At 72.9% G+C, this 23,652-nt stretch carries 21 protein-coding genes; 9 read left to right on the forward strand and 12 right to left on the reverse strand.

Going from position 1 to position 23,652, the window contains the following annotated elements:
• Window positions 1-138: 138 nt before the first annotated feature.
• The 4 genes from QFZ76_RS09280 to QFZ76_RS09295 form a co-directional block, all read right to left on the reverse strand.
• Window positions 139-1,299: an FAD-dependent monooxygenase gene (locus tag QFZ76_RS09280; protein ID WP_307673275.1), complete on the reverse strand. Its 1,161-nt coding sequence runs from the start codon at window positions 1,297-1,299 to the stop codon at window positions 139-141.
• Window positions 1,300-1,413: 114 nt separating this feature from the next.
• On the reverse strand, window positions 1,414-1,854 hold the full coding sequence (locus tag QFZ76_RS09285; RefSeq protein WP_307673276.1) for a hypothetical protein: 441 nt from the start codon (window positions 1,852-1,854) through the stop codon (window positions 1,414-1,416).
• A 56-nt stretch (window positions 1,855-1,910) separates the two neighbouring features.
• Window positions 1,911-2,636: an ABC transporter permease gene (locus QFZ76_RS09290; RefSeq protein WP_307673277.1), complete on the reverse strand. Its 726-nt coding sequence runs from the start codon at window positions 2,634-2,636 to the stop codon at window positions 1,911-1,913.
• 1 nt (window position 2,637) lies between these two features.
• Entirely contained in the window at window positions 2,638-3,573 is a 936-nt protein-coding gene (locus tag QFZ76_RS09295; RefSeq protein ID WP_307673278.1) for an ABC transporter ATP-binding protein, read from the reverse strand.
• A gap of 109 nt (window positions 3,574-3,682) precedes the next feature.
• On the opposite strand from QFZ76_RS09295, the gene QFZ76_RS09300 reads away from it, so the two are divergent.
• From QFZ76_RS09300 to QFZ76_RS09310, 3 genes are all read left to right on the forward strand, one after another.
• Window positions 3,683-4,852: a sensor histidine kinase gene (locus QFZ76_RS09300; RefSeq protein ID WP_307673279.1), complete on the forward strand. Its 1,170-nt coding sequence runs from the start codon at window positions 3,683-3,685 to the stop codon at window positions 4,850-4,852.
• A 14-nt stretch (window positions 4,853-4,866) separates the two neighbouring features.
• On the forward strand, window positions 4,867-5,529 hold the full coding sequence (locus tag QFZ76_RS09305; RefSeq protein ID WP_043668383.1) for a response regulator transcription factor: 663 nt from the start codon (window positions 4,867-4,869) through the stop codon (window positions 5,527-5,529).
• A 180-nt stretch (window positions 5,530-5,709) separates the two neighbouring features.
• Window positions 5,710-6,867 carry an ROK family transcriptional regulator gene (locus QFZ76_RS09310; RefSeq protein WP_307673280.1) on the forward strand — a complete coding sequence of 386 codons (1,158 nt, stop codon included), beginning with the start codon at window positions 5,710-5,712 and terminating at the stop codon, window positions 6,865-6,867.
• A 103-nt stretch (window positions 6,868-6,970) separates the two neighbouring features.
• Here the strand turns inward: QFZ76_RS09310 and QFZ76_RS09315 are convergent, their stop codons facing one another.
• Together QFZ76_RS09315 and QFZ76_RS09320 are read right to left on the reverse strand one after the other, a co-directional pair.
• Window positions 6,971-7,732 (reverse strand): GntR family transcriptional regulator, encoded by a 762-nt coding sequence (locus QFZ76_RS09315; protein ID WP_307673281.1) that lies wholly within the window; start codon window positions 7,730-7,732, stop codon window positions 6,971-6,973.
• Between the two features lie 194 nt (window positions 7,733-7,926).
• Window positions 7,927-8,814 (reverse strand): RNA polymerase sigma-70 factor, encoded by an 888-nt coding sequence (locus QFZ76_RS09320; RefSeq protein WP_307673282.1) that lies wholly within the window; start codon window positions 8,812-8,814, stop codon window positions 7,927-7,929.
• A gap of 174 nt (window positions 8,815-8,988) precedes the next feature.
• Between QFZ76_RS09320 and QFZ76_RS09325 the strand changes: the two genes are divergently transcribed.
• The 3 genes from QFZ76_RS09325 (at window position 8,989) to QFZ76_RS09335 (ending at window position 13,168) form a co-directional block, all read left to right on the forward strand.
• Window positions 8,989-9,819, forward strand: coding sequence for an alpha/beta fold hydrolase (locus tag QFZ76_RS09325; RefSeq protein ID WP_307673283.1), 831 nt, complete (start codon window positions 8,989-8,991; stop codon window positions 9,817-9,819).
• A gap of 231 nt (window positions 9,820-10,050) precedes the next feature.
• Window positions 10,051-11,625, forward strand: a complete 1,575-nt coding sequence (locus QFZ76_RS09330; protein ID WP_307673284.1) for an alkaline phosphatase — start codon at window positions 10,051-10,053, stop codon at window positions 11,623-11,625.
• Window positions 11,626-11,734: 109 nt separating this feature from the next.
• Window positions 11,735-13,168: a GNAT family N-acetyltransferase gene (locus QFZ76_RS09335; protein WP_307673285.1), complete on the forward strand. Its 1,434-nt coding sequence runs from the start codon at window positions 11,735-11,737 to the stop codon at window positions 13,166-13,168.
• Here QFZ76_RS09335 and QFZ76_RS09340 read toward each other — a convergent pair.
• Window positions 13,146-14,360 (reverse strand): PLP-dependent aspartate aminotransferase family protein, encoded by a 1,215-nt coding sequence (locus QFZ76_RS09340; protein ID WP_307673286.1) that lies wholly within the window; start codon window positions 14,358-14,360, stop codon window positions 13,146-13,148. The genes QFZ76_RS09335 and QFZ76_RS09340 overlap by 23 nt on opposite strands.
• Window positions 14,361-14,420: 60 nt before the next feature.
• On the opposite strand from QFZ76_RS09340, the gene QFZ76_RS09345 reads away from it, so the two are divergent.
• Window positions 14,421-14,915, forward strand: a complete 495-nt coding sequence (locus tag QFZ76_RS09345; RefSeq protein WP_266443595.1) for an Lrp/AsnC family transcriptional regulator — start codon at window positions 14,421-14,423, stop codon at window positions 14,913-14,915.
• 33 nt (window positions 14,916-14,948) lie between these two features.
• Complete coding sequence (locus QFZ76_RS09350) at window positions 14,949-16,640, forward strand: DUF885 domain-containing protein (RefSeq protein WP_307673287.1); 1,692 nt, start codon at window positions 14,949-14,951, stop codon at window positions 16,638-16,640.
• A gap of 18 nt (window positions 16,641-16,658) precedes the next feature.
• On the opposite strand, the gene QFZ76_RS09355 is transcribed toward QFZ76_RS09350, so the two are convergent.
• Genes QFZ76_RS09355 through QFZ76_RS09365 form a run of 3 tightly spaced genes read right to left on the reverse strand, consistent with a single transcriptional unit; the run spans window position 16,659 to window position 18,601 of the window.
• Complete coding sequence (locus QFZ76_RS09355) at window positions 16,659-17,504, reverse strand: SDR family oxidoreductase (RefSeq protein ID WP_307673288.1); 846 nt, start codon at window positions 17,502-17,504, stop codon at window positions 16,659-16,661.
• Window positions 17,505-17,559: 55 nt separating this feature from the next.
• Window positions 17,560-18,075: an immunity 21 family protein gene (locus tag QFZ76_RS09360; RefSeq protein WP_307673289.1), complete on the reverse strand. Its 516-nt coding sequence runs from the start codon at window positions 18,073-18,075 to the stop codon at window positions 17,560-17,562.
• 43 nt (window positions 18,076-18,118) lie between these two features.
• Window positions 18,119-18,601: a rhodanese-like domain-containing protein gene (locus QFZ76_RS09365; RefSeq protein ID WP_307673290.1), complete on the reverse strand. Its 483-nt coding sequence runs from the start codon at window positions 18,599-18,601 to the stop codon at window positions 18,119-18,121.
• 123 nt (window positions 18,602-18,724) lie between these two features.
• Between QFZ76_RS09365 and QFZ76_RS09370 the strand changes: the two genes are divergently transcribed.
• Window positions 18,725-19,171, forward strand: coding sequence for an Lrp/AsnC family transcriptional regulator (locus tag QFZ76_RS09370; protein WP_030041473.1), 447 nt, complete (start codon window positions 18,725-18,727; stop codon window positions 19,169-19,171).
• A gap of 2 nt (window positions 19,172-19,173) precedes the next feature.
• On the opposite strand, the gene QFZ76_RS09375 is transcribed toward QFZ76_RS09370, so the two are convergent.
• Entirely contained in the window at window positions 19,174-22,167 is a 2,994-nt protein-coding gene (locus QFZ76_RS09375) for an SMC family ATPase (protein WP_307673291.1), read from the reverse strand.
• Window positions 22,164-23,327, reverse strand: a complete 1,164-nt coding sequence (locus QFZ76_RS09380; protein ID WP_307673292.1) for an exonuclease SbcCD subunit D — start codon at window positions 23,325-23,327, stop codon at window positions 22,164-22,166. Before QFZ76_RS09380 ends, QFZ76_RS09375 begins: the two co-directional genes overlap by 4 nt.
• Between the last annotated feature and the right edge of the window lie 325 nt (window positions 23,328-23,652).

Consider the following 23,652-nt stretch of genomic DNA (forward strand, 5'->3'; position numbering starts at 1 on the left):
GCAGGCGGCGGGGGCGCAGGCTCAGAGGCGGGGGCGGGGGCGGGGGCGGGGGCGGGGGCGGGGGCGGGGGCGGAGGCTCACAGGCCGGTCCCAGGGCAAAGGCAGGTCCGGAGGGCAAAGGCAGGTCCTGGAGGCGCCCTAGAGGACGTCGGCGCCCCACGCCGTCGCCTGCGGCAGGAACCTGTCCGTGGCCGCGTGTGCCGCCATGCGGGCGTTGCGCGCCTGGGCCTCGGGGCCGTCCGGCAGGTGGAACTCCTCCCCCGCCCGCGCGGAGCCGGCCTGCACGTCGGTGGCGGTCGCCAGCCGTCGGCTCACGTACCGGTCGAGTGCGTCGGGTACGTCGGCCGGGGTCGCTCCCGCGAGGGCGTCACCGAGTACGGCCGCGTCCAGGATCGCCTGTGCCGCGCCCTGCGCCTGGAACGGCACCATCGCGTGGGCGCTGTCACCCAGCAGGGTCACCCGTCCGATGTTCCATCGGGCGAGCGGGGCACGGGTGTATAGGCCGTAGCGGAAGACCTGTCCCGCGCGTTCCAGGACGTCGAGCACGCGGGGGTCCCACCCGTCGAACTCCCGCAGTTGCTCTCCCGGTTCCGCCCGAGCGGTCCACGACTCCTGCGCCGCCTCCGTCCCGAACACGGCCACGACGTTGAGCAGTTCCCCGCGACGCACCCGGTAGTGGACGAAGTGCCGGCCCGGTCCGAGCCAGACGCCGAGTTGCGGCAGGTCCAGGTCGGCCACCTGGTCGGGCGGGAGCAGCGCCCGGTAGGCGGCGGTTTTCGAGAACACCGCCTCGTCCGCGCCGAAGAGCCACTGGCGGGCCGCGGACCGTATCCCGTCGGCTGCCACAACCAGGTCCGCGCGCAGGTGCTCGCCGCCGGCCGTGGTCACGTAGGCGGCCTCGTCGTCCTGGTCGATTCCCACGACAGCCGTGTTCAGGCGCACCGACCGGGGCGGCACCGCGGCGGCCAGGGCCTGGTGGAGATCGGCCCGGTGGAGCAGGAGGTAGGGCGCCCCGAACGTGTCCTCGACCTCGCGGCCCAGCGCGTAGCGGCAGATCTCCGCTCCGTCGGACCAGGTGCGGAAGCTCAGGTGGGAGGGGCGGGCGGCGGGCGCGGCCACCTCGTCGAGGAGGTCGAGTCGGCGCAGCACGCGGGTGGCGTGGGGCGCGAGTTGGATCCCGGCTCCGATCTCGGTGAATCGCGGCGTCTGCTCGACGAGTGTGACCTCATGGCCGGCGCGGCGCAGGCTCAGCGTCGCGGCCAGTCCCCCGATGCCCGCCCCTACGACGATCGCCCGCATGCCACGACCTCACCTCGACGTCAGTCGCGTGCCCCTGTCCCGACCGGCGACCCTGCCGAACACGGGGGCCTCGGTCAACCGGAGACGTCCGAAATGGCCGGTAACAGCGCTCGGTCACGGCGGGTCGATCTCCGTGACCACGGCGAGGAGTCGGACCTCGTCGGACGGGTTGAGGTCGGCGACGGCCACCGCGGCCCAACGGCCGGTGCCCTCCGCCTCCCACACGTACGCGAGGCGTGCGTCCGCGCTGAGCAACGCCCACGGCTCGGGTATCTCCTCCCGCTCGGTACGCAACAGGGTGGTCTGCAGGCTCATCGGTGCCGTGTGTCCCCAGCGCGGCGCCAGCAGTTCGTACAGGGCGTCCCGGTCCTTCTCGTACTGCTCCACCGTCGTGGCGCGCACACCGCATTCGCTGTCCGCCGCACCCTGGCTTCTCTCTAACACCGCGACGTGGTACCCGGGTCCCTCCACGCCGACGTCCGAGGAGCCGCGCTCCGCCGGAAAGGGTCGGAAGCACAGCTCGTCGATGAGCGCGATGTGCCGTGCGATGTTCATGTGGTCCAGTAAACCCGGCGCCACTGACAATTGGTGTGGCGTCAGACATCCCGGCGTCAGGCGTCCCGGCGCCGCACGCTCCACGCCCCCGCCAGCAGCGCCGCCGCCGTCCAGAGCGCGGTCACCGCGAGCCCGGACCACGGGCCCAGCGTGCCGTCGTACGTCTGGTGGAGGACCACCTGGCCGGCTCGGTCGGGCAGGAAGTCGGTGACGGTGCCCGCCGCGTCCCCGATGACGAACGAGACGACCAGGATGAACGGGATCAGAAGGGACAGCGTGGCGACTCCGCTGCGCAGCAGGGCAGCCAGACCGGCCGCGAACAGTGCCATCAGCATCAGGTAGGTCCCGCCGCCCACGACCCCGCGCAGCTGCTCCTCGACGGTGAGCCCGCTCGCCGCTTCGCCGAGGCCGGCCCGTGCCACGACGAGGGCAACGAAGGCGGTGAGCAGTCCCACGAGGAGGGCGGGTACGGCGATCGCGGTCACCTTGGCGGCGAACCAGCGTCCGCGCTGCGGCACCGCGGCGAAGGTCAGCCGGAGCCCACCCCCGTGGAGTTCTGACGACACGGCCATCGCACCGAAGGAGATCGCGGCGATCTGGCCGGGCGCGACCCCGGAGAGTGCCATGAACAGCGGGTCGAACTCGGGGTCGGACGTCTCGGAGACCCCGGCGATGGCGGAGAACGCGGTGGTCGCGGCGAACACCGCCAGCAGTGCTCCGCACAGCGAGCGCAGTGTGCGGATCTTCAGCCACTCTGCGCGCAGAACGGGTGCGAACGACATGTCAGGCCTCCTGCGGCTGCGTCGCGGACGGGTGGGCGGCGAACTCGGCTTCCGAGGCCGTGAGGTCGAGATAGGCCTGTTCCAACGTGCCTTCCACAGCGGCCAGTTCGAGGACCGGCACGCCCGCGCTCGACATGAGCCGGCCGATGTCGTCCACGCGCGCGTGGTGCACGGTCCAGTGCCCGTCCTCGTGCTGCTCGGCGTCGTGGCCGTGCCGGGCGAGGACCGCCTTGAGCGCGGTGGGGTCCGATGTACGGATGCGTACGCGGGGCCGCACGCGCGCGTGGATGAACTCCCGCATCGGGGTGTCGGCGAGCAGGCGACCGCGGCCGAGGACCACGAGATGGTCGGCGAAGGACGCGGTCTCGTTCATCAGATGGCTGGAGACCAGGATCGTGCGTCCCTCGGCCGCGAGCCGGCGCAGCAACTCGCGGATCCAGATGATGCCTTCGGGGTCGAGGCCGTTCGACGGCTCGTCGAGCATGACCACCTCGGGGTCGCCGAGCAGGGCGCCGGCGATGCCGAGCCGCTGTCGCATGCCCAGGGAGTACGTCCGCACCCGGCGCCGCGCCACCGAGGCGAGCCCGGTCTCCTCCAGCAGTTCGTCGACCCGGCGGTCCGGGATGCGGTTGCCCGCCGCCAGGGTGCGCAGGTGGTCGCGGCCGGTGCGGGAGCCGTGTGCGGCCTGCGCGTCGAGCAGGGCGCCCACCTGGTGGAGGGGTTCGTGCAGCGTGGCGTAGGCACGGCCGCCGATCGTGGCGGAGCCGGAGGTCGGCCGGTCGAGGCCGAGCACCAGCCGCATGGTGGTGGACTTTCCGGCGCCGTTGGGGCCGAGGAAGCCGGTGACGCGGCCGGGCAGGACACGGAAGCTGAGGTGGTCGACGGCTCGTCGGGTGCCGTACTCCTTGGTGAAGTCCTGGACGTCGATGCTGGTCATGGCAGCAGCCTGGCCGCGGGGAGCGGGGCGGGGCCTCCCCCGGCGCGTGGAGATCGTCTCCCCCGTGCGGGGGAGGTCCGTTGTCAGTGGCGGCTGGCACGATGACGAAATGGCCCGCATGCTGCGCCCGTTCGGTCGGGCGGTGACGTACACACGATTGCTGCATCTGTTCATCGCCGTCGTGTGGCCGAGCATGTGGCTGTTCATCGAGGAAGCGTGGTGGACCTGGGTGGTGGCGGCCGCGGTGCTCGCCCCGGTCGGGCTGGTGCCCGCGATGCGCACCGTGGAGGGGCTGCAGGCCAGGCTGTTGCTGACCGGTCACAGGCCCGACAATGAGAGCACCGAGATCGTCGTCGCGCCGTCCGCCTCCTGGGGCGACCGGGGGCGGCTCGTCGTGTGGCTGGAGACGCGGCTGCTGCTCGGCTGCGCGACCTCGTTCCTCACCGTTCAACTGCTCCTCGCCTCGGTCGACTTGGTGTCGGCGGCGTTCGGCCGTGACGTCGAGGAGGGTGTGCTGCTCCTCCTCGACGGTCACTACTGGTGGCACATCCTGCTCGTGCCCCTGACGCTGGTCGCGCTGGCGGTGACCGTGGTCGCCCCGGGCCGGCTCATCACCGCACTCGCCCGCCGCCTCCTCGGCCCCTCCCCCGCGGAGCGGCTCGCCGCCATGGAGGAGCGCACCGAACAGCTGCTGGAGCGCACCCGCATCGCCCGCGAACTGCACGACTCCATCGGCCATGCGCTGACCGTCGCCGTGGTGCAGGCGGGCGCGGCACGCGCGGCGAAGGACCCCGCGTTCACCGACCGGGCCCTGGACGCCATCGAGGAGACCGGCCGGGCCGCGCTGGAGGACCTGGAACGAGTGCTGGGCATCCTGCGGGAGTCGCAGCGGCCTGTCAGCAGTCGCCCGACGCTCACCGACGCCGACCGTCTGCTGGAGTCGGCCCGCGCCTCCGGGGCGAAGGTCGACGTCGACGTGACCGGGCCCCTGGACACCGTGCCGGGACCGGTCTCCCGCGAGGGCTACCGCATCCTCCAGGAGTCACTGACCAACGTGTTGCGGCACGCGGGAGCCGTCCCCGTGCGGATCCGCATCGAGGTTGACGACAGCAGTCTCGGCCTAGAGGTGCGCAATCCGCTCACCGCCGAGATACCGGGTCCCGGCCGGGGCAGCGGCCTGCGCGGCATACGCGAGCGCGCGGCCCTGCTCGGCGGCCGTGCGCACACCGGGCCGGACGAGGGCGACTGGCAGGTGCAGGTCGAACTGCCGTTGCGTTGATCTACGCTGGCCGGATGCCGGTCACCGTTCTCCTCGTCGACGACGAGCCGCTCGTACGTGCCGGTCTGCGGGCCGTGCTGGAGGCGCAGCCCGACATCGAGGTCGTCGGGGAGGCGGCCGACGGGGCGGCGGTGATCCCGCTGGTGCGGCAGCTGCGGCCCGACGTGGTCGCCATGGACGTACGCATGCCGCTGCTGGACGGCATCGAGGCCACGCGCGCGGTGCTGCGGACGGTCGACGATCCGCCGAAGATCCTCGTGATCACTACGTTCGAGAACGACGAGTACGTCTACGAGGCGCTGCGGGCCGGGGCCGACGGGTTCCTGCTGAAGCGGGCGCGGCCGGCCGAGATCGTGCACGCGGTGCGGCTGGTCGCCGAGGGCGAGTCGCTGCTGTTCCCGGCCTCGGTGCGGCAGCTCGCCGCCGAGTACGGCGACGACGGCGGCAACCGCGCGGCCCGCGCCGTGATGGAGCGCGCCCAGCTGACCGAGCGGGAGGCCGAGGTGCTGCGGCTGATGGCCCGCGGCCTGTCGAACGCGGAGATCGCCGCCCGGCTGGTGGTCGGGACGGAGACGGTGAAGTCGCACGTCAGCGCCGTACTGGCGAAGCTGGGGGCGCGGGATCGTACGCAGGCCGTGATCGCGGCGTACGAGTCGGGGTTCGTGGCGCCCGGCTGACCGGAACGCGTCGGCGGGCCGGTGGCCGACCGACGGGAAAGCCGCGAGGGAACCCGGATGGCCACCGGCTGGATCCGGTCGGCGGGGCCGGGCGGCCGTCTCGCGCGTCCCGGCACTCGCCGGGGTCCGCCGCGCCGAGTACGATCCGGCCAACACGCGCACGAGCTGGGAGGACGGACGTTGGGGCGGCTGACCGGCGGGGATCCCTCGCTGCTGCGAAGGATCAATTCCGCGGTGGTGCTGCACGCGCTGCGCGCCACCGACTGCGCGACGCTGACCGAGATCACCCGGGTGACCGGACTGTCCCGGCCGACCGTCGAAGGTGTCGTCGAAGGGCTCATCGAGGCCGGTTACGTCGTCGAGAAGGCGGCGGACGAGAGCGTGGAGCGGCGGCAGGGGCGGCCCGCGCGGCGGTTCCGGTTCCGGGCCGAGGCCGGGCATCTGCTGGGGGTGGAGATCGGGGCGCACCGCGTAGCCGCGCTCCTGTCCGACCTGGACGGCCGGATCATCGGCGCGCAGGCCAAGGACGTCGACGAGACGGCCTCGGCGGACGAGCGCCTGGAGCGGCTGCGCACCGCGGTGGCCGAACTGCTGCGCCGGGCCGGTGTCCCGCGCGGCTCGCTGCGGGCCGTGGGCGTCGCCACGCCGGGGATCGTCGAAGCGGACGGCACGGTCCGGCTGGGGACCGCGCTGCCCGAATGGACGGGGCTGCGCCTCGGCGAGCGGCTGAGCCGCTCCTTCAAGTGTCCGGTGCTGGTCGAGAACGACGCCAACGCGGCGGCGGTCGCCGAGCACTGGAAGGGATCCGCCACCGAGTCCGACGACATCGTGTTCGTGCTGGCCGGGCTGAGCCCGGGCGCCGGCGCGCTGATCGGCGGACAGCTGCACCGCGGCTACGGCGGGGCGGCCGGCGAGATCGGCGCCCTGCACCTGCTGGGCCGTGAGGTCACCCCGGAGACACTGCTGTCCACCACGGGCGAGCCCCTGCACCCGCTGGACGAGCAGGCGGTCGCCGAGGTCTTCGCGCAGGCCCGCGAGGGCGACCAGCGGGCCCGCGCGGCCGTCGACCGGTTCATCCAGCGGCTCGTGCACGACGTGGCGGCACTCGTGCTGGCCCTCGATCCGGAGCTGGTCGTGGTCGGCGGCTGGGCGGCCGGACTGGACGGCGTACTGGAACCGCTGCGCAGTGAGCTGGCGCGCTACTGTCTGCGGCCCCCGAAGGTCGCCCTCTCGCTGCTGGGCGAGGCGGCCGTGGCCACCGGCGCGCTGCGGCTGGCCCTCGACCACGTGGAGGAGCAGCTGTTCGCGGTGGAGGGGACGATGACCGCCCGGCGGTGAGGGCCACCCGCACGCAACAGCGCCCCGCAGACGGCTGCGGGGCGCTGAGCATGGCACTACGGCGGTCAGGACGCCCGGCGCTCCGGGGCACCGACCAGGTGACTCAGGAGGCCCGCCGCTCGGGCCCCTGGTGGATCTCCACGCCGCCGGAGTCCCCGAAGGTCAGCCGGCAGGTGTCCGCGCGGTAGGTGGCGACGGAGACCGCGGCCGTGCGGCCCTCGGCGATGTAGCGGGTGGTGACGACGAGGACGGGCGCCCCGGGGAGCCGGTCCAGCTGCCGGGCGTCGTCCGCGCGGGCGGAGCCCAGCTCGACGGCGCTCTCCTGGCCCTCCAGCTCCAGGCGCTGGAGCTCGCGCAGGACGGCACGCGCGCGTGCGGCGCCGGCGGGCGCGTCTATGGCGGAGAGGTCGGGCACCGCCGACTGAGCGATGTAGAGCAGCTCGGCGGCGACGGGCTGGCCGTGGGTCGTGCGGGAGCGGCGCACCAGGTGCACGTTCTGCTCGGCGCCGGTCTCCAGGGCGGCCGCGACGGCCGCGGGCGGCACCTCCAGGGCGCAGTCGACGGGCTGCCAGTCGTCGCCGGCGGCTCCCGGCCAGACGTGCTGCTCCATGCCGACGGCCACGCCCACGCGCGGCGGGGCGACGGTCGTACCGACTCCGCGGCGGCGCTGCAGGCGGCCTTCCAGTTCGAGCTGCTCCAGGGCCTGGCGGAGCGTGGCGCGGGCCACGCCGAAGCGGGCGGCGAGGTCGCGTTCGTTGGGCAGGATCTCGCCCACCGTGAACTCGGTGTCCAGTGCCTCACTCAGCACGGTCTTGAGATGCCAGTACTTCGGTTCCGGCACCGTTTCCAGCTGCGTGGTCCCCACCCTTGCCTCCGCAATCGCCGTTGTCCCGCGGCGTTTTAGCGCCCTTGTTTATTAAAGGTTGTTGCACTTCTCTGCGACCATAGGACGACCCCTACCCTTGGTCAAGACCAATCCTCGATCCCTGACGCAACGGACGACGGCGTTGCCGGGCAGCGTTCACGAGGCGTTCGTACAACAGGGCCGGAGGCCGGGCGTCAGAAGGCGGCCAGGGACCGCAGCTTGTCGGGGTTGCGGATGACGTAGACGGACTGGATGCGCCCGTCCAGGACGTCCAGCTGGAGGACGGAGTCGGGCTTGTCGCCGGACAGGACCAGGATGGCGGGCCCCGCGTTGAGTTCCAGGAAGCGGAAGGACAGGTCCGGGATGCCGCCCTTCTCCGCGACGCCGATCATGAAGCGGCCCACCTTGTCGGCCGTCTCCAGCACCCGCAGCGGCGCCTTCGCCTTGCCTCCGCTGTCGCCCACGAGCCGCACGTCCGGGGCGAGCAGGGACATCAGTCCTTCCAGGTCGCCCTCCCCGGCGGCGGCGAGGAACCGCTCGGTGAGGTCGCGGCGCTGCACGGGGTCGACCTGGTAGCGCGGCCGGCGCTCTTCGACGTGCTTGCGGGCCCGCCCGGCGAGCTGCCGCACGGCCGGTTCGCCGCGCTCCAGCATGGCGGCGATGTCGGCGTACGGGTAGCCGAAGGCCTCCCTGAGGACGAACACCGCGCGTTCCAGGGGCGACAGCGACTCCAGGACGACGAGCACGGCGAGGGAGACGGAGTCGGCGAGGACCGCTCGTTCCGCGGTGTCGGGCACGGTGTCCCCGAAGTCGGTGACGTAGGGCTCCGGCAGCCACGGGCCGACGTAGGTCTCGCCGCGTGCCTTGACCTGGCGCAGCCGGTCGATGGCGAGCCGGGTGGTGATCCGCACCAGATAGGCGCGCGGTTCGCGCACCTCGGTGCGGTCGGCGCCCGACCAGCGCAGCCAGGCCTCCTGCACGACGTCCTCCGCGTCGGCCACCCGCCCGAGCATGCGGTAGGCGACGCCCAGGAGGACGGGGCGGTGCTCTTCGAAGACGTCGGTCACGGTGTCGGCTGTCACGGCTCCATCCCAACCGACACCCGCGGTCGTGTCCAGGCGATTGTGGTGCGCGCCGCCCCAGGAGCCCCAGCCCCAGCCCCGGGGCCCTCAAGGGGCTACCCGCCGGTAGCAATTGCTGACAAGCTGTCTACCCCGCGTTCGTCAACGAGTTCCCCACCGTCGAGGAGCAGCCCCATGTCCGCCACCGTCGCCTTCGAGGTGCCCACCGCACAGGGCCCCCGGCCCGTCACCGTGTCCTACACACGCCGGGGCAGCGGCGAACCGCTGCTCCTGCTGCACGGCATAGGTCACCACCGGCAGGCCTGGGACCCGGTCGTGGACATCCTCGCGACCGAGCGCGACGTGATCGCCGTGGACCTGCCCGGGTTCGGCGTCTCCCCCGCCCTGCCGGACGGCCTCGCGTACGACCTGCCCACGACCACCTCGGTGTTCGGCGCCTTCTGCGAGGCGATGGAGCTCGACCGACCGCACGTGGCGGGCAACTCGCTCGGCGGCCTGCTCGCCCTGGAGCTCGGCCGGGAGAAGCTCGTACGCTCGGTCACGGCCCTGTCCCCGGCCGGGTTCTGGTCGCAGGCCGAGCGGCGTTACGCCTTCGGCGTGCTCGTCACGATGCGGCGGATCGCCGAGCGGATGCCGCTCCCCATGGTCGAGCAACTGGCGCGCACGGCGGTCGGTCGCGCGGCCCTGACGAGCACCATCTACGCCCGCCCGACCCGCCGTTCGCCCGAGGCCGTCGTCGCCGAGACGCTCGCGCTGGCGCGGGCGACGGGGTTCGCCGAGACCCTCCGGGCGGGCAGCACCGTCCAGTTCACCGACGACGTGCCCGGCCTGCCCGTCACCCTCGCCTGGGGCACGAAGGACCGGCTGCTCATCCGGCGCCAGGGCGTGCGCGCCAAGCAGATCATCCCCCGGGCACGGCTCGTGCGGCTGCCCGGGTGCGGCCACTGCCCGATGAACGACGATCCCGCGCTGGTCGCGCGCGTCATCCTCGACGGCAGCCGCTGAGGAGCCCGCCCCAGGGCACAAGGGACTTGAGGACCTCTCACCGACGGGTTGTCCTGCATCGCGGTGTGCGGCGAGTAGTTGACGGTGCGACCGGCCGTTGCGCGGTGGCTGTCGGCCGGGTCCCTTGTGGCGGCACGGTCAGTTGTTCACTTGTGGTTTCCGTGGGCGCTGCGGCGTACGAGTAGGTGTGTCACTGCACACTGGCCGGAACCCGTCCCTGGAGGCGTATCCATGTCACACCGTCCCTTCCCGGGCCGCCGCAGCGTCCTGCGCGGCTCCCTGGCCGCATCCGCGGCCCTGACCCTGCCCGCCGCCGTCGGCGCGGTGCCGGCGTTCGCCCTGTCCGGGCGTCCCGGGGCGGGCTGGGGCGTGCAGGCGGGAGACGTCACCTGCGACTCCGGCCTGGTGTGGGTGCGCTCCGACCGTCCGGCCCGGATGATCGTGGAGACCTCCGCCACCGAGTCGTTCCGCAACCCCCGCAGATGGCGTGGTCCGCTGCTCGGCGCGGACACGGACTTCACGGGGACGACTCCGCTGCGCGGACTGCCGGCCGGCGAGCAGATCCACTACCGGGTGCTGCTCGCCGACCCGGACGACCCGCGCCGCACCGGCGAGCCGGTGACCGGCACCTTCCGCACGGCGTCGGCGAAACGGCGCGACGGTGTGCGGTTCGTCTGGTCGGGCGACCTGGCCGGGCAGGGCTGGGGCATCAACCCGGAGTTCGGCGGCTACCGGATCTACGACGCGATGGCGAAGCTCGACCCGGACTTCTTCCTGTGCAGCGGCGACAACATCTACGCCGACGGCCCGATCAGCGAGACCGTGGCCCTGCCCGACGGGCGGACCTGGCGGAACGTCACCACCGAGGAGAAGGCGAAGGTCGCCGAGACCCTGGCGGAGTTCCGCGGCAACTTCCGCTACAACCTGCTCGACGAGAACCTCAAGCGCTTCAACGCCCAGGTCCCCTCCATCATCCAGTGGGACGACCACGAGGTCACCAACAACTGGTACCCGGGCGAGATCCTCGCCGATGCCCGGTACACCGAGAAGAGCGTCGACGTCCTCGCCGCCCGCGCCCGGCAGGCCTTCTCGGAGTACTTCCCGATCTCGACGCTGCGCCGCCCCGACGGCCGGGTCTACCGGGTGCAGAAGTACGGCCCGCTCCTCGACGTCTTCGTCCTGGACATGCGCACCTACCGCAACGCCAACTCGACGGACGACCAGGCCACCGACCCGCAGGGCATCCTCGGCCGGGAGCAGCTGGAGTGGCTCAAGCGCGAGCTGGCCCGCTCCCGTGCGGTGTGGAAGGTGATCGCCTCCGACATGCCGCTCGGTCTGGTCGTGCCGGACACCGGCGACGGCAAGCCGAACATCGAGGCGGTCGCGCAGGGCGATCCCGGCGCACCGCTCGGCCGGGAGCTGCAGATCGCCGAGCTGCTGCGGTACATCAAACACCGGCGGATCACCGGCACGGTCTGGCTGACGGCCGACGTCCACTACACCTCGGCCCAGCACTACGACCCGTCGCGGGCCGCGTTCAAGGACTTCGCGCCGTTCTGGGAGTTCGTCTCCGGGCCGCTCAACGCGGGCGCCTTCCCCGCGAACACGCTGGACGGCACCTTCGGCCCGGACCGGGTCTTCCTCAAGGCACCCACCACGGCCAATGTCTCTCCGGCCGGCGGGTACCAGTTCTTCGGCGAGGTGGACATCGACGGTGACAGCGGCGAGCTGACGGTACGGCTGCGGGAACAGGACGGCACCGTGTTGTTCACACAGGTGCTTCAGCCGGGCCGGGTGGGTCAGTAATGGCCACCAAAGAAACGTACAAAGAAAAATAAAAGGTACGGAACCACCTTTTACCGATCAGTCACAAAGCGTTCGTGATCACGCAACACCGTTCCTTCACAGTGGGTGCATGACTCGAAAAGTGTCCGATGTGACGCGCACCAAGAACGGTCGCCCCGTCCACCACTGGCGGCGCGACGTGGTCGAACTCGCTGCTCTGTTCACGGCCGTGGCGGTGGCGGACGCCGTGGCGAACCTGGTCGGGCACGGGCCCGACGGCCCGGAGCTGCTGCTGGTCTCGGCGATGGTCCTGGTCGCCACGGTGGGGTTCCACACATGGTGGTCACGCCGCCACGGTCACGCCCCTCCGACGGGTGATACGGGTGCCCGGCCGCTGCCCTCGGGGCAGCAGGCCGGGCCGTCCGACCGGGTGTCGGCGACGCCGGACCCGGTGGCCGGGGAGAGCACGCTGTGGCGGATGCGGACCACCGTGAAGGACGAGCCGGGCTCGCTGGCCGCCCTGTGCGCGGCCCTCGCCGGGCAGCGAGTCGACATCCTCAGCCTGCAGACGCACCCGCTGGCCGACGGCACGGTGGACGAGTTCCTGCTGCGTGCTCCCGGCGACCTGGCGGGCAGCGACATCACCCGGTCGGTCGCGCTGGCCGGCGGCAGTGACACCTGGATCGAGCGGGCGGACACCCACGACCTCGTGGACGCGCCGACCCGGATGCTGGGCCTGGCCGCCCGTACCGCCCTGGACGCGGCGGAACTGCCGCTGGCACTGCGCCAGTTGCTGGGCCGGTGCACCATCCGCTCGCTGCCCGCCAAGCCGGTGGCCGGCAGCGGCAGCGGGCCGGAGGCCGTACCGGCCGAAGGAGTGCTGGAGGACACCGTGATGCGGCTTCGGGCGCCGGAAGGCGGAGTGCTCACCGTGGAGCGGCCGTACCTGCCGTTCACCCCGACGGAGTTCGCGCGGGTGCGGGCGCTGGTGGAGCTGGACGCGCGGCTCGGTCCGCGGGTGCCGCGCAGCCATGACGTGCTGACGCTGCCCGAGGGCAGCGACATCACCGTGCGCCGGGCCGACGTGGACGACCTGGAGGCCGCGAAGGCGATGCACGAGCGGTGCTCGCAGCGCACGCTCGGCATGCGGTACCACGGTCCGATCGGTGACGCCGACCGCTACCTCAACCACCTGCTCAGCCCGCGCTTCGGGCGGACGCTCGCCGTGCAGACCGCCTCCGGACGCGTCGTCGGCCTCGGCCATCTGCTGTGGGACGGGGACGAGACGGAGGTCGCCCTGCTCATCGAGGACGCCTGGCAGCGGCGCGGCATCGGCAGCGAGTTGCTCCGCAGGTTGGTGGGGATGGCGGTCGAGGCGGGCTGCGAGAGTGTGTACGCCGTGACGCAGTCGTCCAACACCGGGATGGTCGCCGCGATGCGTGGTCTGGGGCTCCCCCTCGACTATCAGATCGAGGAGGGGACCCTGGTCATCACGGCCCGCTTGGAGACTCCGCTGGGAGCGACAGAGGGCACGGTGGGGATTACGAGGGTCGAAGCGCCGTAGGGGCTGTGGCGCGACCGGCGGCTGCGGGTTCGCTGTGGCTGGTCGCGCAGTTCCCCGCGCCCCTGTGGGGGCGCGCCAGCGCGCCGTCCAGATCAGCCCACAGGTCCTCCACGTCCTCCAAGCCCACCGACAGGCGCAGTAGTCGATCGCTCACTCCCGCGCTCCGGCGGTCCTCGGCGTCCACGATGCGGTGGCTGATGGACGCCGGGTGCTGGATGAGGGTGTCGACGCTGCCGAGGCTCACGGCCGGGGTGATCAGGCGGACGCCGCCGATGACCTCGTGCGGGTCGCCGTACACCTCGAAGGCGATCATCGCGCCGCCGATGCGCGGATAGTGGACGCGGCCCACGCGCGGGTCGGCGGTCAGGCGCCGGGCGAGTTCGGCGGCGTTCGCGGACGCGGCCCGTACCCGTACCGGCAGGGTCGCGAGCCCGCGCAGCAGCAGATAGCCGGCCAGCGGATGCAGCACGCCGCCCGTGGCGAACCGGACCTGCCGCAGCCGCCCGGCGAACTCCTCGTCGCAGGCCACCACCCCGGCCATGACATCCCCGTGCCCGCCGAGGTACTTGGTGGCGCTGTGCAGCACCAGCCGCGCGCCGTGCTCGGCCGGGCGTTGCAGGACGGGTGTGGCGAACGTGTTGTCGGCGAGCAGCGGCACCGAGCCGCAGGCGTGGGCGACGGCCCTCAGGTCCAGCTCGGCGAGCGTGGGATTGGCCGGGGACTCCACCATCACCAGGCCGGTGTCGGGCCGCAGCGCGTCCGCGATCCCGGCCGGGTCGGTCCAGGTCACCTCGGAGCCGAGCAGCCCCGCGGTCAGCAGGTGGTCGCTGCAGCCGTACAGCGGGCGTACGGCCACCACGTGCCGCAGTCCCAGGGACGACCGTACGAGAAGGACGGCGCTCAGGGCGGCCATCCCGCTGGCGAAGGCGACCGCGGCCTCGGTGCCCTCCAGCCGGGCGAGGGCGGTCTCGAAGCGGGCGACGGTCGGGTTGCCGAGCCGCCCGTACACGGGCGGGCCGTCCGGTTCGGCGCCCGTGGCCGCGAAGGCGTCGATGCGGGCGGCCTCGCCGCGGCTGTCGTACGAGGGGTACGTCGTGGACAGGTCGATCGGCGGGGCGTGCAGGCCCTGCCGGGCGAGGTCGTCACGGCCGGCGTGGACGGCCTCGGTTGCCAGTGCTCTCGGTGAGTCCATGGACGGAAGGGTGAACACGGAACGGGCCGGAGGGATCAGGCCCCGTGTTACGTTCGACCCATGGCCGAATCCGTCGTACTGGATCCGGTGGACCTGCATCTGCTGCGCCTGCTGCAGAACGACGCCCGGACCACCTACCGGGACCTCGCCGCGCAGGTCGGGGTCGCGCCCTCGACCTGTCTGGACCGGGTCACCCGGCTGCGCCGCGCCGGCGTCATCCTCGGCCATCAGCTCCGGCTCGACCCGGCCAGGCTGGGCCGGGGCCTTCAGGCGCTGCTGTCCGTGCAGGTCCGGCCGCACCGGCGGGAGTTGGTGGGGCCGTTCGTCGAGCGGATCCGGGCGCTGCCGGAGTCCCGGACCGTCTTCCATCTCACCGGCCCGGACGACTACCTCGTCCATGTGGCCGTCGCCGACATGACCGACCTGCAGCGCCTGGTCCTCGACGAGTTCACGTCCCGGCGCGAAGTGGCCCGCGTGGAGACCCGGTTGATCTTCCAGCAGTGGGACTGCGGGCCCCTCCTGCCGCCCGATACGCCCTCGGCTCAATCCGGGTGACGTGCGGCGACACCTCGTACGAGGATGGTCCCCATGTCTGACACCAAGAGCCCGCTGCCCCGTGAGGTCGCCGACGCCTATGTCGACGAGCTCATCGCCCTCGACCCGGTGACCGGTACGTATCTCGGCGTGAAGGAGAGTTCGAGCAGGCTGCCCGACCTCTCGCCCGCGGGCCAGGAGGCGCTCGCGGAACTCCAGCGGACGACACTGGCCAGGCTCGACGAGGCCGAGCGGCAGCCCGGCGCGGACAGTGACATCGAGCGCCGGTGTGCGCGACTGCTGCGGGAGCGGCTCGGCGCGGAGCTCGCCGTGCACGAGGCGGACGAGGGGCTGCGCGCCGTCGGCAACCTGGCCACGCCCGCGCACTCGGTGCGGGACATCTTCACGGTCACGCCGACGGAGACCGACGAGGACTGGGCGGCCGTCGCCGAGCGGCTGCGCGCGGTGCCGACCGCGCTGGCGGGCTACCGCGCGTCCCTCACGCTGGGCCTGGAGCGCAAGCTGTACGCGGCCCCGCGGCCGACGGCCACCTTCGTCGAGCAGCTCACCGAGTGGACGGACACCAACGGCGAGGGACGCGGCTGGTTCGAGGACTTCGCGTCGGCGGGCCCCGACTCGCTGCGCACCGAGCTCGACGAGGCCGCCCGCGCGGCGACCGCGGCCGTGGCCGGGCTGCGGGACTGGATGCGCGAGGTGTACGTACCGACCATCGAGGGCGCCCCGAACACGGTGGGCCGGGAGCGCTACGCCCGCTGGTCGCGCTACTTCAACGGCACCGATCTCGACCTGGACGAGGCGTACGCGTACGGCTGGTCCGAGTACCACCGGCTGCTCGCCGAGATGAAGCGCGAGGCCGAGAAGGTCCTGCCCGGCGCCGGGACGCCGTGGGTGGCGCTCGCCCACCTCGACGAGCACGGCAAGCACATCGAGGGCGTCGACGAGGTCCGCGACTGGCTGCAGGGCCTGATGGACCAGGCCATCGAGACGCTCGACGGCACGCACTTCGAACTCGCCGAGCGGGTACGGAAGGTGGAGTCCCGGATCGCCCCGCCCGGCGGCGCCGCGGCCCCGTACTACACGCCGCCGTCGGAGGACTTCTCACGGCCGGGCCGCACCTGGCTGCCGACGATGGGCCAGACCCGCTTCCCGGTCTACGACCTCGTCTCGACCTGGTACCACGAGGGCGTCCCCGGGCATCACCTCCAGCTCGCGCAGTGGGTGCACGTCGCCGGGAGCCTCTCCCGTTACCAGGCCTCCATCGGCATGGTCAGCGCCAACGCGGAGGGCTGGGCGCTGTACGCGGAGCGGCTGATGGACGAGCTGGGCTTCCTCACCGACGCGGAGCAGCGGCTCGGCTACCTGGACGCGCAGATGATGCGGGCCGCCCGGGTCATCGTCGACATCGGCATGCACCTGGAGCTGGAGATCCCGGCGGACTCCCCCTTCCACCCGGGCGAGCGCTGGACTCCGGAGCTGGCGCAGGAGTTCTTCGGGGCGCACAGCAGCCGCCCGGCGGACTTCGTGGAGAGTGAGCTGACCCGCTATCTGACGATCCCGGGGCAGGCGATCGGCTACAAGCTCGGCGAGCGGGCCTGGCTGCTCGGCCGCGAGAAGGCGCGCGAGCGGCACGGCGACGCCTTCGACCTCAAGTCCTGGCACATGGCGGCTCTTTCGCAGGGCTCGCTGGGTCTGGACGACCTGGTGGACGAGCTGTCGCAGCTCTGATCTTTCGAAGACCGGAGATCAGCGCCGGAAGCCGCCCTCCGAGTCGATCACGTTGCCGGTGACCCAGCCCGCCTCGTCCGTCGCGAGCCACGCGATGAGGCGGGCGGGGTCGTCGGGCATGCCCCAGCGGCCGCCCGGGAACATCGCGGCGACGGTGTCGTACGCCTCTCCGGTCAGGTAATCCGTGTCCACGGGGCCGGGGTTGACGGTGTTCACCGTGACCGCGTGCTCGGCGAACGTGGTCGACAGGGAGCGGGTGATCGAGGCGAGGGCGCCCTTCTGGAGGGCGTAGGCCATCTCGCCGGGCATACCGGCGCCGTGGTCCTGGCCGGAGGTCATCATGACTACCCGGCCGCCCGGCGTACGCGGCGGCAGCTCGGCCCGCAGCCGGGCATAGGCCTGCCCGAGCAGCAGCACCGAGCGGGTGTCGATCGCCCAGTGGGCGTCGAGCATCGCGGCGTCGATCGTGTCGAGGGTGCCGTCGGAACCGCTGAGGGCGTGGTTGGCGACGAGGATGTCGAGCCGTCCGCCGAGCGCCGAGGCGGCGGTGGCGATCAGCTCGGCGGGCACGGCCGGGTCGGCGAGGTCACCGGGTCCCGAGACGACCCGGGCGTCCGGGTCGCCCAGCACCTCGCGCACGGAGGCGGCGACCTCCTCGGGCCGGTCGGCGCCCCAGGGCATCTCCTCGTCGTGCGGGACGTGATGGTGCAGATAGACGCTCGCCCCGTACGCGGCGAGCCGCCGGGCCACCGCGTGCCCGATGCCGGCGCGCCGGCTGGCCCCGGTGACCAGGGCGGTACGGCCGCGCAGGGGCAGAGGGGCGCGGCGCAGTTCTTCGGGGGTGGGGTGCGGGAGTCGAGGCATACCGATCAGGATGGGCGGCGGCCCGGCGGTGCCGCACCTCGTTTTCCGAGGCGGGTCAGTCCGGCAGCCGCCGCAGCTGTACGAGCCCCAGCCAGGTCTCGGGGCCGGGCTGCGCATGGGCCGCGCGCACGGCGTACCGGCCGGGATCGAGGACGACCCTCACGTGCTCGGTGCGTGCGGAGTCGGTGCCGGGCCAGGCCGCGTCGAACAGGAGCACCGCGCCGGGCACGTTCCAGCGCACCTCCGTCTCCCACGCGGCCGCGTCGAGCGCCTTCGGCACCTCCGCGAGGAGCGCGGCCTCGGAGTCGGCCGCGGACCACCGTACGAAGGTGTGGTGTTCCGGAAGAAAGGTGGTGGAGGCGGGCTCGTCGCCGAAGACCAGCGCGGCGCTGTCCCCGACGGGCAGCAGGCCGATGAATCCGTCCACCTCGCACGCCCGGTCGTAGTCGGACGCCGTCTCGTCCCCGTCGGCCCCGGCCCAGAAGGGCAGGACCGTCTCCGGCACCGCTATGAGCGGACCGCCGCCCGACTCGACCCACTCCACCGTGCCCGGCTCCGCGTATCGCACCATGCGCCAGAACCTACACGCCCGCACGGCCCGCCGAACTGCGGCCTCAGCAGCCGCAGTTGTCGGCGCCCCCCGGCGCGGTCAGCGGGTCGGCGTCGCGCCGCTCGCGGCTCTGCCAGGTCTCGAACTCGAAGCCCTCGCGCACCCAGTACTCGAAGCCGCCGAGCATCTCCTTGACCTGGTAGCCGAGTTCGGCGAGGGCGAGCGCGGCCCGGGTGGCGCCGTTGCAGCCGGGTCCCCAGCAGTACGTCACGACCGGTACGGACTTGTCGAGGAACTGCTCGGCCTGTTCGGGGATGAGCGCGGTCGGGAGGTGGACCGCGCCCGGAACGTGCCCCTGGTCCCAGGACTCGGTGGAGCGGGAGTCGAGGACGACGAAGCCGGGGTCGCCGCCGGCCGCGAGCACCGCGGCGACGTCGGACACGTCGGCGTGGAAGACGAGGCTGGCGCGGAAGTAGGCGGCGGCCTCGGCGGGGGCGGCGGGGGCGACGCGCAGGACGGGGTTGTCGATGGCGGTCGTGGTGGTCATGTCGAGGCCCTTCCGTGGTCGTGCCGGATGATCAGAAATCTACGGGCGGTGATCCATGACCTGAAGGGGCATTCCACGGCACTGGCCTTGCTCTGCCGGGGATTCCCCTGCTATTCCTCGGGCATGACCGCGTATTCCCCGGACGCCACCGACTGGCGCATCCTCGATGTCCTCCAGCGGGAGGGCCGGGCCAGTTTCGCCGAGCTGGCCCGGGCCGTGTCCATGTCGCCGAGCGCGGTGACCGAGCGGGTCCGGCGGCTGGAGGAGGCGGGTGTCATCAAGGGGTACGCGGCCGTCGTGGATCCCGAGCGGCTCGGCCTGCCGATCCTGGCGTTCGTCCGCCTGCGCTACCCGAACGGCAACTACAAGCCCTTCCACGACCTGGTCGCGGCGACGCCGGAGATCCTGGAGGCGCACCATGTGACGGGCGACGACTGCTTCGTCATCAAGGTCACGGCCAGTTCGATGCGCCATCTGGAAGAGGTGTCGGGCAAGATCGGCGCCCTGGGCTCGGTGACGACGAGCGTCGTGTACTCCTCGCCGCTGCCGAGGCGCCCGCTGGGGCGGTGAGGTCAGCCGACCCCGCGCTGCCGCAGCACCGACCCCGAGCGCCCCTTCACGACCTCCAGCTGGGCGTGGATGCGCCGTCGCAGGTCGGCGACGTGGCTGACGATGCCGACGCTGCGGTCCCGTTCGCGCAGGGAGTCGAGGACGTCGAGGACCTCGTCGAGGGTCTGGTCGTCGAGACTTCCGAAGCCCTCGTCGATGAAGAGGGTGTCCAGGCGGACCCCGCCCGCCTCGTCGGTGACGACGTCCGCGAGGCCGAGGGCCAGGGCGAGCGAGGCGAAGAAGGTCTCGCCGCCGGACAAAGTCGCCGTGTCGCGCTCGCGGCCGGTCCAGGCGTCGACGACGTGCAGCCCGAGGCCGCTGCGGCCGCGTCCGCTGCGGTCGTCGGAGTGGACGAGGGTGTAGCGGCCGGACGACATGCGCTGCAGCCGTACGGTCGCGGCGGCGGCCACCTGTTCCAGCCGGGCCGCCAGCACGTACGCCTCCAGGCGCATCTTGCGTTCGTTGTCCGACGAGGTGCCCGCGGCGAGACCGGCCAGGCGGGCCACCCGGTCGTACTCGTCGCGCAGCGGCGCGAGGCGTCGTACCGACGTGGTCGCTCGCGTGGACAGCCGGTCCAGTTCGGTGCAGCGGCGGGCCGCCGCGTCGCGCGCGGAGGCGGCGTCGCGCAGCCGCTGGGCCGCGGCGGCCGCCGTCCGCTCCGCCGCGGTGAGGTCGGCGGGCTGCTGCTGGGCAGCGGCCGCGGTGTCGGCCTCGGCGAGGACGGCGCGTACGGCGGCCTCCTCGGACTGCCAGGCGTCCAGCCTGCGTTGCAGCTCGCGGTGGTCCGCATCGTCGAGAAGGGCCGCCGCCGCGGCCTGCGGGGTGTCGAACCCGGCGCGGAAGGCGGCGTCGGCGAGGCGGGCGTCGGCGTCCTTGAGGCGCTGTGCGGTGTCCTCGGCGGCGCGCGCGGTGTCGGCGGCGTCGGTGAGCAACGCGACCCGCCGCTCCAGCTGCGCGGCCCGCGCGGCGACGCTCTCGGCGGTGCCGCGTGCCTGGTTCAGCTCGGTGTCCAGGGCGGTCTGTTCCCGGTCGAGCGCTTCCCGGCGCGTCGTCCGTGACGCCGCGCGCACCTCCGCCTCCTGGCGGACGGTGGAGCGGCGTTCGCGCTCCCGCTCGGCCTGCCGCAGCGCCTCGCTCGCGGCGTGCAGTCCGGAGGCGAGGTCGCGGGCCTCGGCGTACTGGAGCTCCAACTCCTCGAACTCCGCCGCGAGTCGGTCGGTCGGGATGTCGCCGGCCTCCGCCTCGGCCGCGGCCAGCGCCCGGTGCACGAGGCCCAGGCGCTCCGCCTCCTGGGCACGCTGCTCCTCCGCCCGCTGAAAGTCCGCCAGCGCCCGTTCCTCCGCCGCGCGGTCGACGTGTCCGGCGTCCTTGCGCGCGGGCGCGGGGTGGACACCGGAACCGCAGACGGCGCACGGCTCGCCGTCCTTCAGCTCCGCGGCGAGTTCGGCGGCGATCGAGTCGAGGCGCTGCTCCTTGACGTCCAGCCAGTGGGCGCGGGCCTGCTGCGCGCGTTCCGTCAGGGCGAGCACCTGTCGCTGAGCGGCCTCCACGTCGTGTGCGAGCTCGTCGCGCTGGCGGGCGGCCCCCAGCCGTCGTCCGGCCGGATCGCGCCGGCCGGACAGCTGCTCGGCTCGTGTCGCCGCTTCCTGAGCGGCGTCCACACGCGCCTGAAGCCCCGCGCGCCGCTCGTCCCAACCGGCCAGCCAGCTTTCGGCCTCCCGCCGGACGTCCTCGTCGTCCCGCTCCTGACGCTCCAACTCGGTCCGCTCATCGCGGAGTTCGCCGAGCCGGCGTTCCCCACGCCGCGCCGACTCCAGGCCGCCCAGCTCCTCGGCGGCCCGGCGCGCGGCGACGGCGAGTCCGGCGGCACCGGCGTCCCCGAAGGTCTCGGGAAGAAGCCCTCGCGCGCGTGCCTCGGCGGCAGCCGCCCGCCGGTGTTCGGCGTCGGCGGCCTCCCGCAGGTCCAGCGCCGGGGCCACCGCCTCCGCCTTGCGGGCCCGCTCCATCCGCGCCTGCGCCTGCCGGTACGCGTCGGACCGCTCCTCCAGCAGCGCGGCCCGCTCCCGCGCCTCGGTGAACCGCCGCTGCAACCGGGCCAGTTCGCGTACGTCGGCCAGGGCGCGGTCGGCCGACGCGTGGGCGGACTCGGCGGCCGTGAGACGGCAGTGAGCGATCGCCAGGTGCTCGCGGGCGGTGCTGCGGGCGACGGCCGCCGCGCAGAGGACGGCGTCGGCGAGGCCCGGTTCGCCCGGTGCCAGGTCCGGCAGCTCCATGGCGGCACCGGCCGCCTGCTGCATGCGGTGCGCGTCGGCCAGCAACTCGGAGTCACCCTCGCGTACTTGGGCCTCGGTCACGCGTCGGCGTTCGGCGAGCCGCTTCTCGACCTCGGCGAAGCGGTGGGTGTCGAAGAGGCGCCCGAGCAGCCTGCCGCGGGCTTCGGCGTCGGCGCGCAGGAAGCGCGCGAAGTCGCCCTGGGGCAGCAGTACGACCTGGCAGAACTGCTCGCGGCTCATGCCGAGCAGCTGGGTGATCTCCTCGCCGATCTCCTGGTGGGAGCGGCTGAGGTCCTTCCAGGCGCCGGCCGCCGCGTCGTACTCGCGCAGCCAGCTCTGGGCCTTGTCGAGCGTCGTGCCCGAGCCGCGCTTCTTGGGCCGCTCCCGGGGCGGCTGCCGGGTGACCTCCAACCGGCGTCCGGCGACGGTGAGTTCGAGACGTACCTCGGTGCGGGTACCGGCCGCGGCGTGGTCGCTGCGCAGCGTCATTCCCTGGCCGGACTGCCGGGCGCCCGGCACAGTGCCGTACAGCGCGTAGCACACGGCGTCCAGGACGGAGGTCTTGCCTGCGCCGGTCGGTCCGTGCAGCAGGAAGAGCCCGGCGGTGGACAGCTCGTCGAAGTCGACGGTCTGCGATCCGCCGAAGGGCCCGAACGCGGTGATCTCCAGCTGATGCAGCCTCACCGCGCCACCTCCCGCACGGCCTCGTCCGCCCGCGCCGCGTCGAACGCGTCCCGCAGCACCAGCTGCTCGCGCTCGTCCGGTCCGGCGCCGCGCACATGGGCCACGAAGTCCTCCGCGATCTGCTGGTCGGTGCGCCCGGCGAGCCGCTTGGCGTACGACACGGCCGGGTCGTCCGGCGTCCGCTCGGGGTCGAAGGCCAGGCTGAGCGTGTGCGGGAACCGCTCGCTGATCCGGGCCATGGGGTCGGCGGGCCGCACCGCGTCGGTGAGGGTCGCCTCGACCCAGGCCTCCTGGTGCCGGGCGAGGTCCGGGTCGGCGAGCAGGTCCTCCAGGGTTCCGCGGATGCGGGCCAGCGCGCGTGGCACGGGGCAGTCGACGCGCTCGGCGGTGACCGAGCCGTCGGCGTCCAGGTCGACGAGCCACATGCTCTTGCGGTGCTCGGCCTCCGAGAAGGAGTACGGCAGCGGGGAGCCGGAGTAGCGCACGCGCTCGGTGATGGTCTGACAGCCGTGCAGGTGCCCGAGGGCCACGTAGTCGACGCCGTCGAAGACACCGGCGGGCACGGCGGCCACTCCGCCCACGGTGATGTCCCGTTCGCTGTCGCTGGCCTCGCCGCCGGTGACGAAGGCGTGCGCGAGGACGACGGAGCGGGTGCCAGGCGCGCGTGTGGCGAGGTCCGTGCGGACGCGGTCCATGGCGGCGGCGAGCACGGCCTCGTGTCCGGCCCGCTCCACCCCGAACTCGTCCTTCACCAGGGCGGGTTCGAGATACGGCAGCCCGTAGAAGGCCACGTCACCATGGGCGTCGGAGAGCAGCACCGGCGTCCCGCACGCCGACGGCTCGGTCCGCAGATGGATGCCCGCGCGGTCGATGAGGCCGGCGCCTACGCCCAGCCGACGGGCCGAGTCGTGGTTCCCGGAGATCATCACCGTGGGCACGCCGAGCTCGGCGAATCGGTGCAGGGCGTCGTCGAACAGCTCGACCGCGGAGAGCGGCGGCACCGCGCGGTCGTACACGTCCCCCGACACGACCACCGCGTCCACACCGCGCTCCCGCACGGTCGCGACGACGTGGCCGAAGAACTCGGCCTGGGCACCGAGCATGTTCACCCGGTGGAAGGCCCGGCCGAGATGCCAGTCGGAAGTGTGCAGCAATCTCACAAACCCACTCCGAACCGCATATCTCCCCCTGCTCCGCCCCTGGAACCAGCACGAACCAACACAAGCTCGCCGTCAGCAGCAACCACGCTAACGCCTGTCGGCACCTGATCCACCACGAACCTCGGCCTGTCACCCGCATCCGACACAGATGGCAGGGAATGTCCTTGATGAGCGGATTGACGAAGTGACCGGTGGGATCGGTGAGATGCCGACGACAGGGCCTCAAGGCGAACGAACCGTGACATCGGACAGGCGGGCGCACCAATGCCGGTCCGCCTTCGGACGAGGAAACAGCCGCTCCCGGCCCGAGGGTTCGCCCGCGCTG

Origin of the sequence: Streptomyces sp. V4I2 (assembly GCF_030817655.1) — a bacterium.
In the GTDB taxonomy this organism is placed as follows: domain Bacteria; phylum Actinomycetota; class Actinomycetes; order Streptomycetales; family Streptomycetaceae; genus Streptomyces; species Streptomyces plumbiresistens.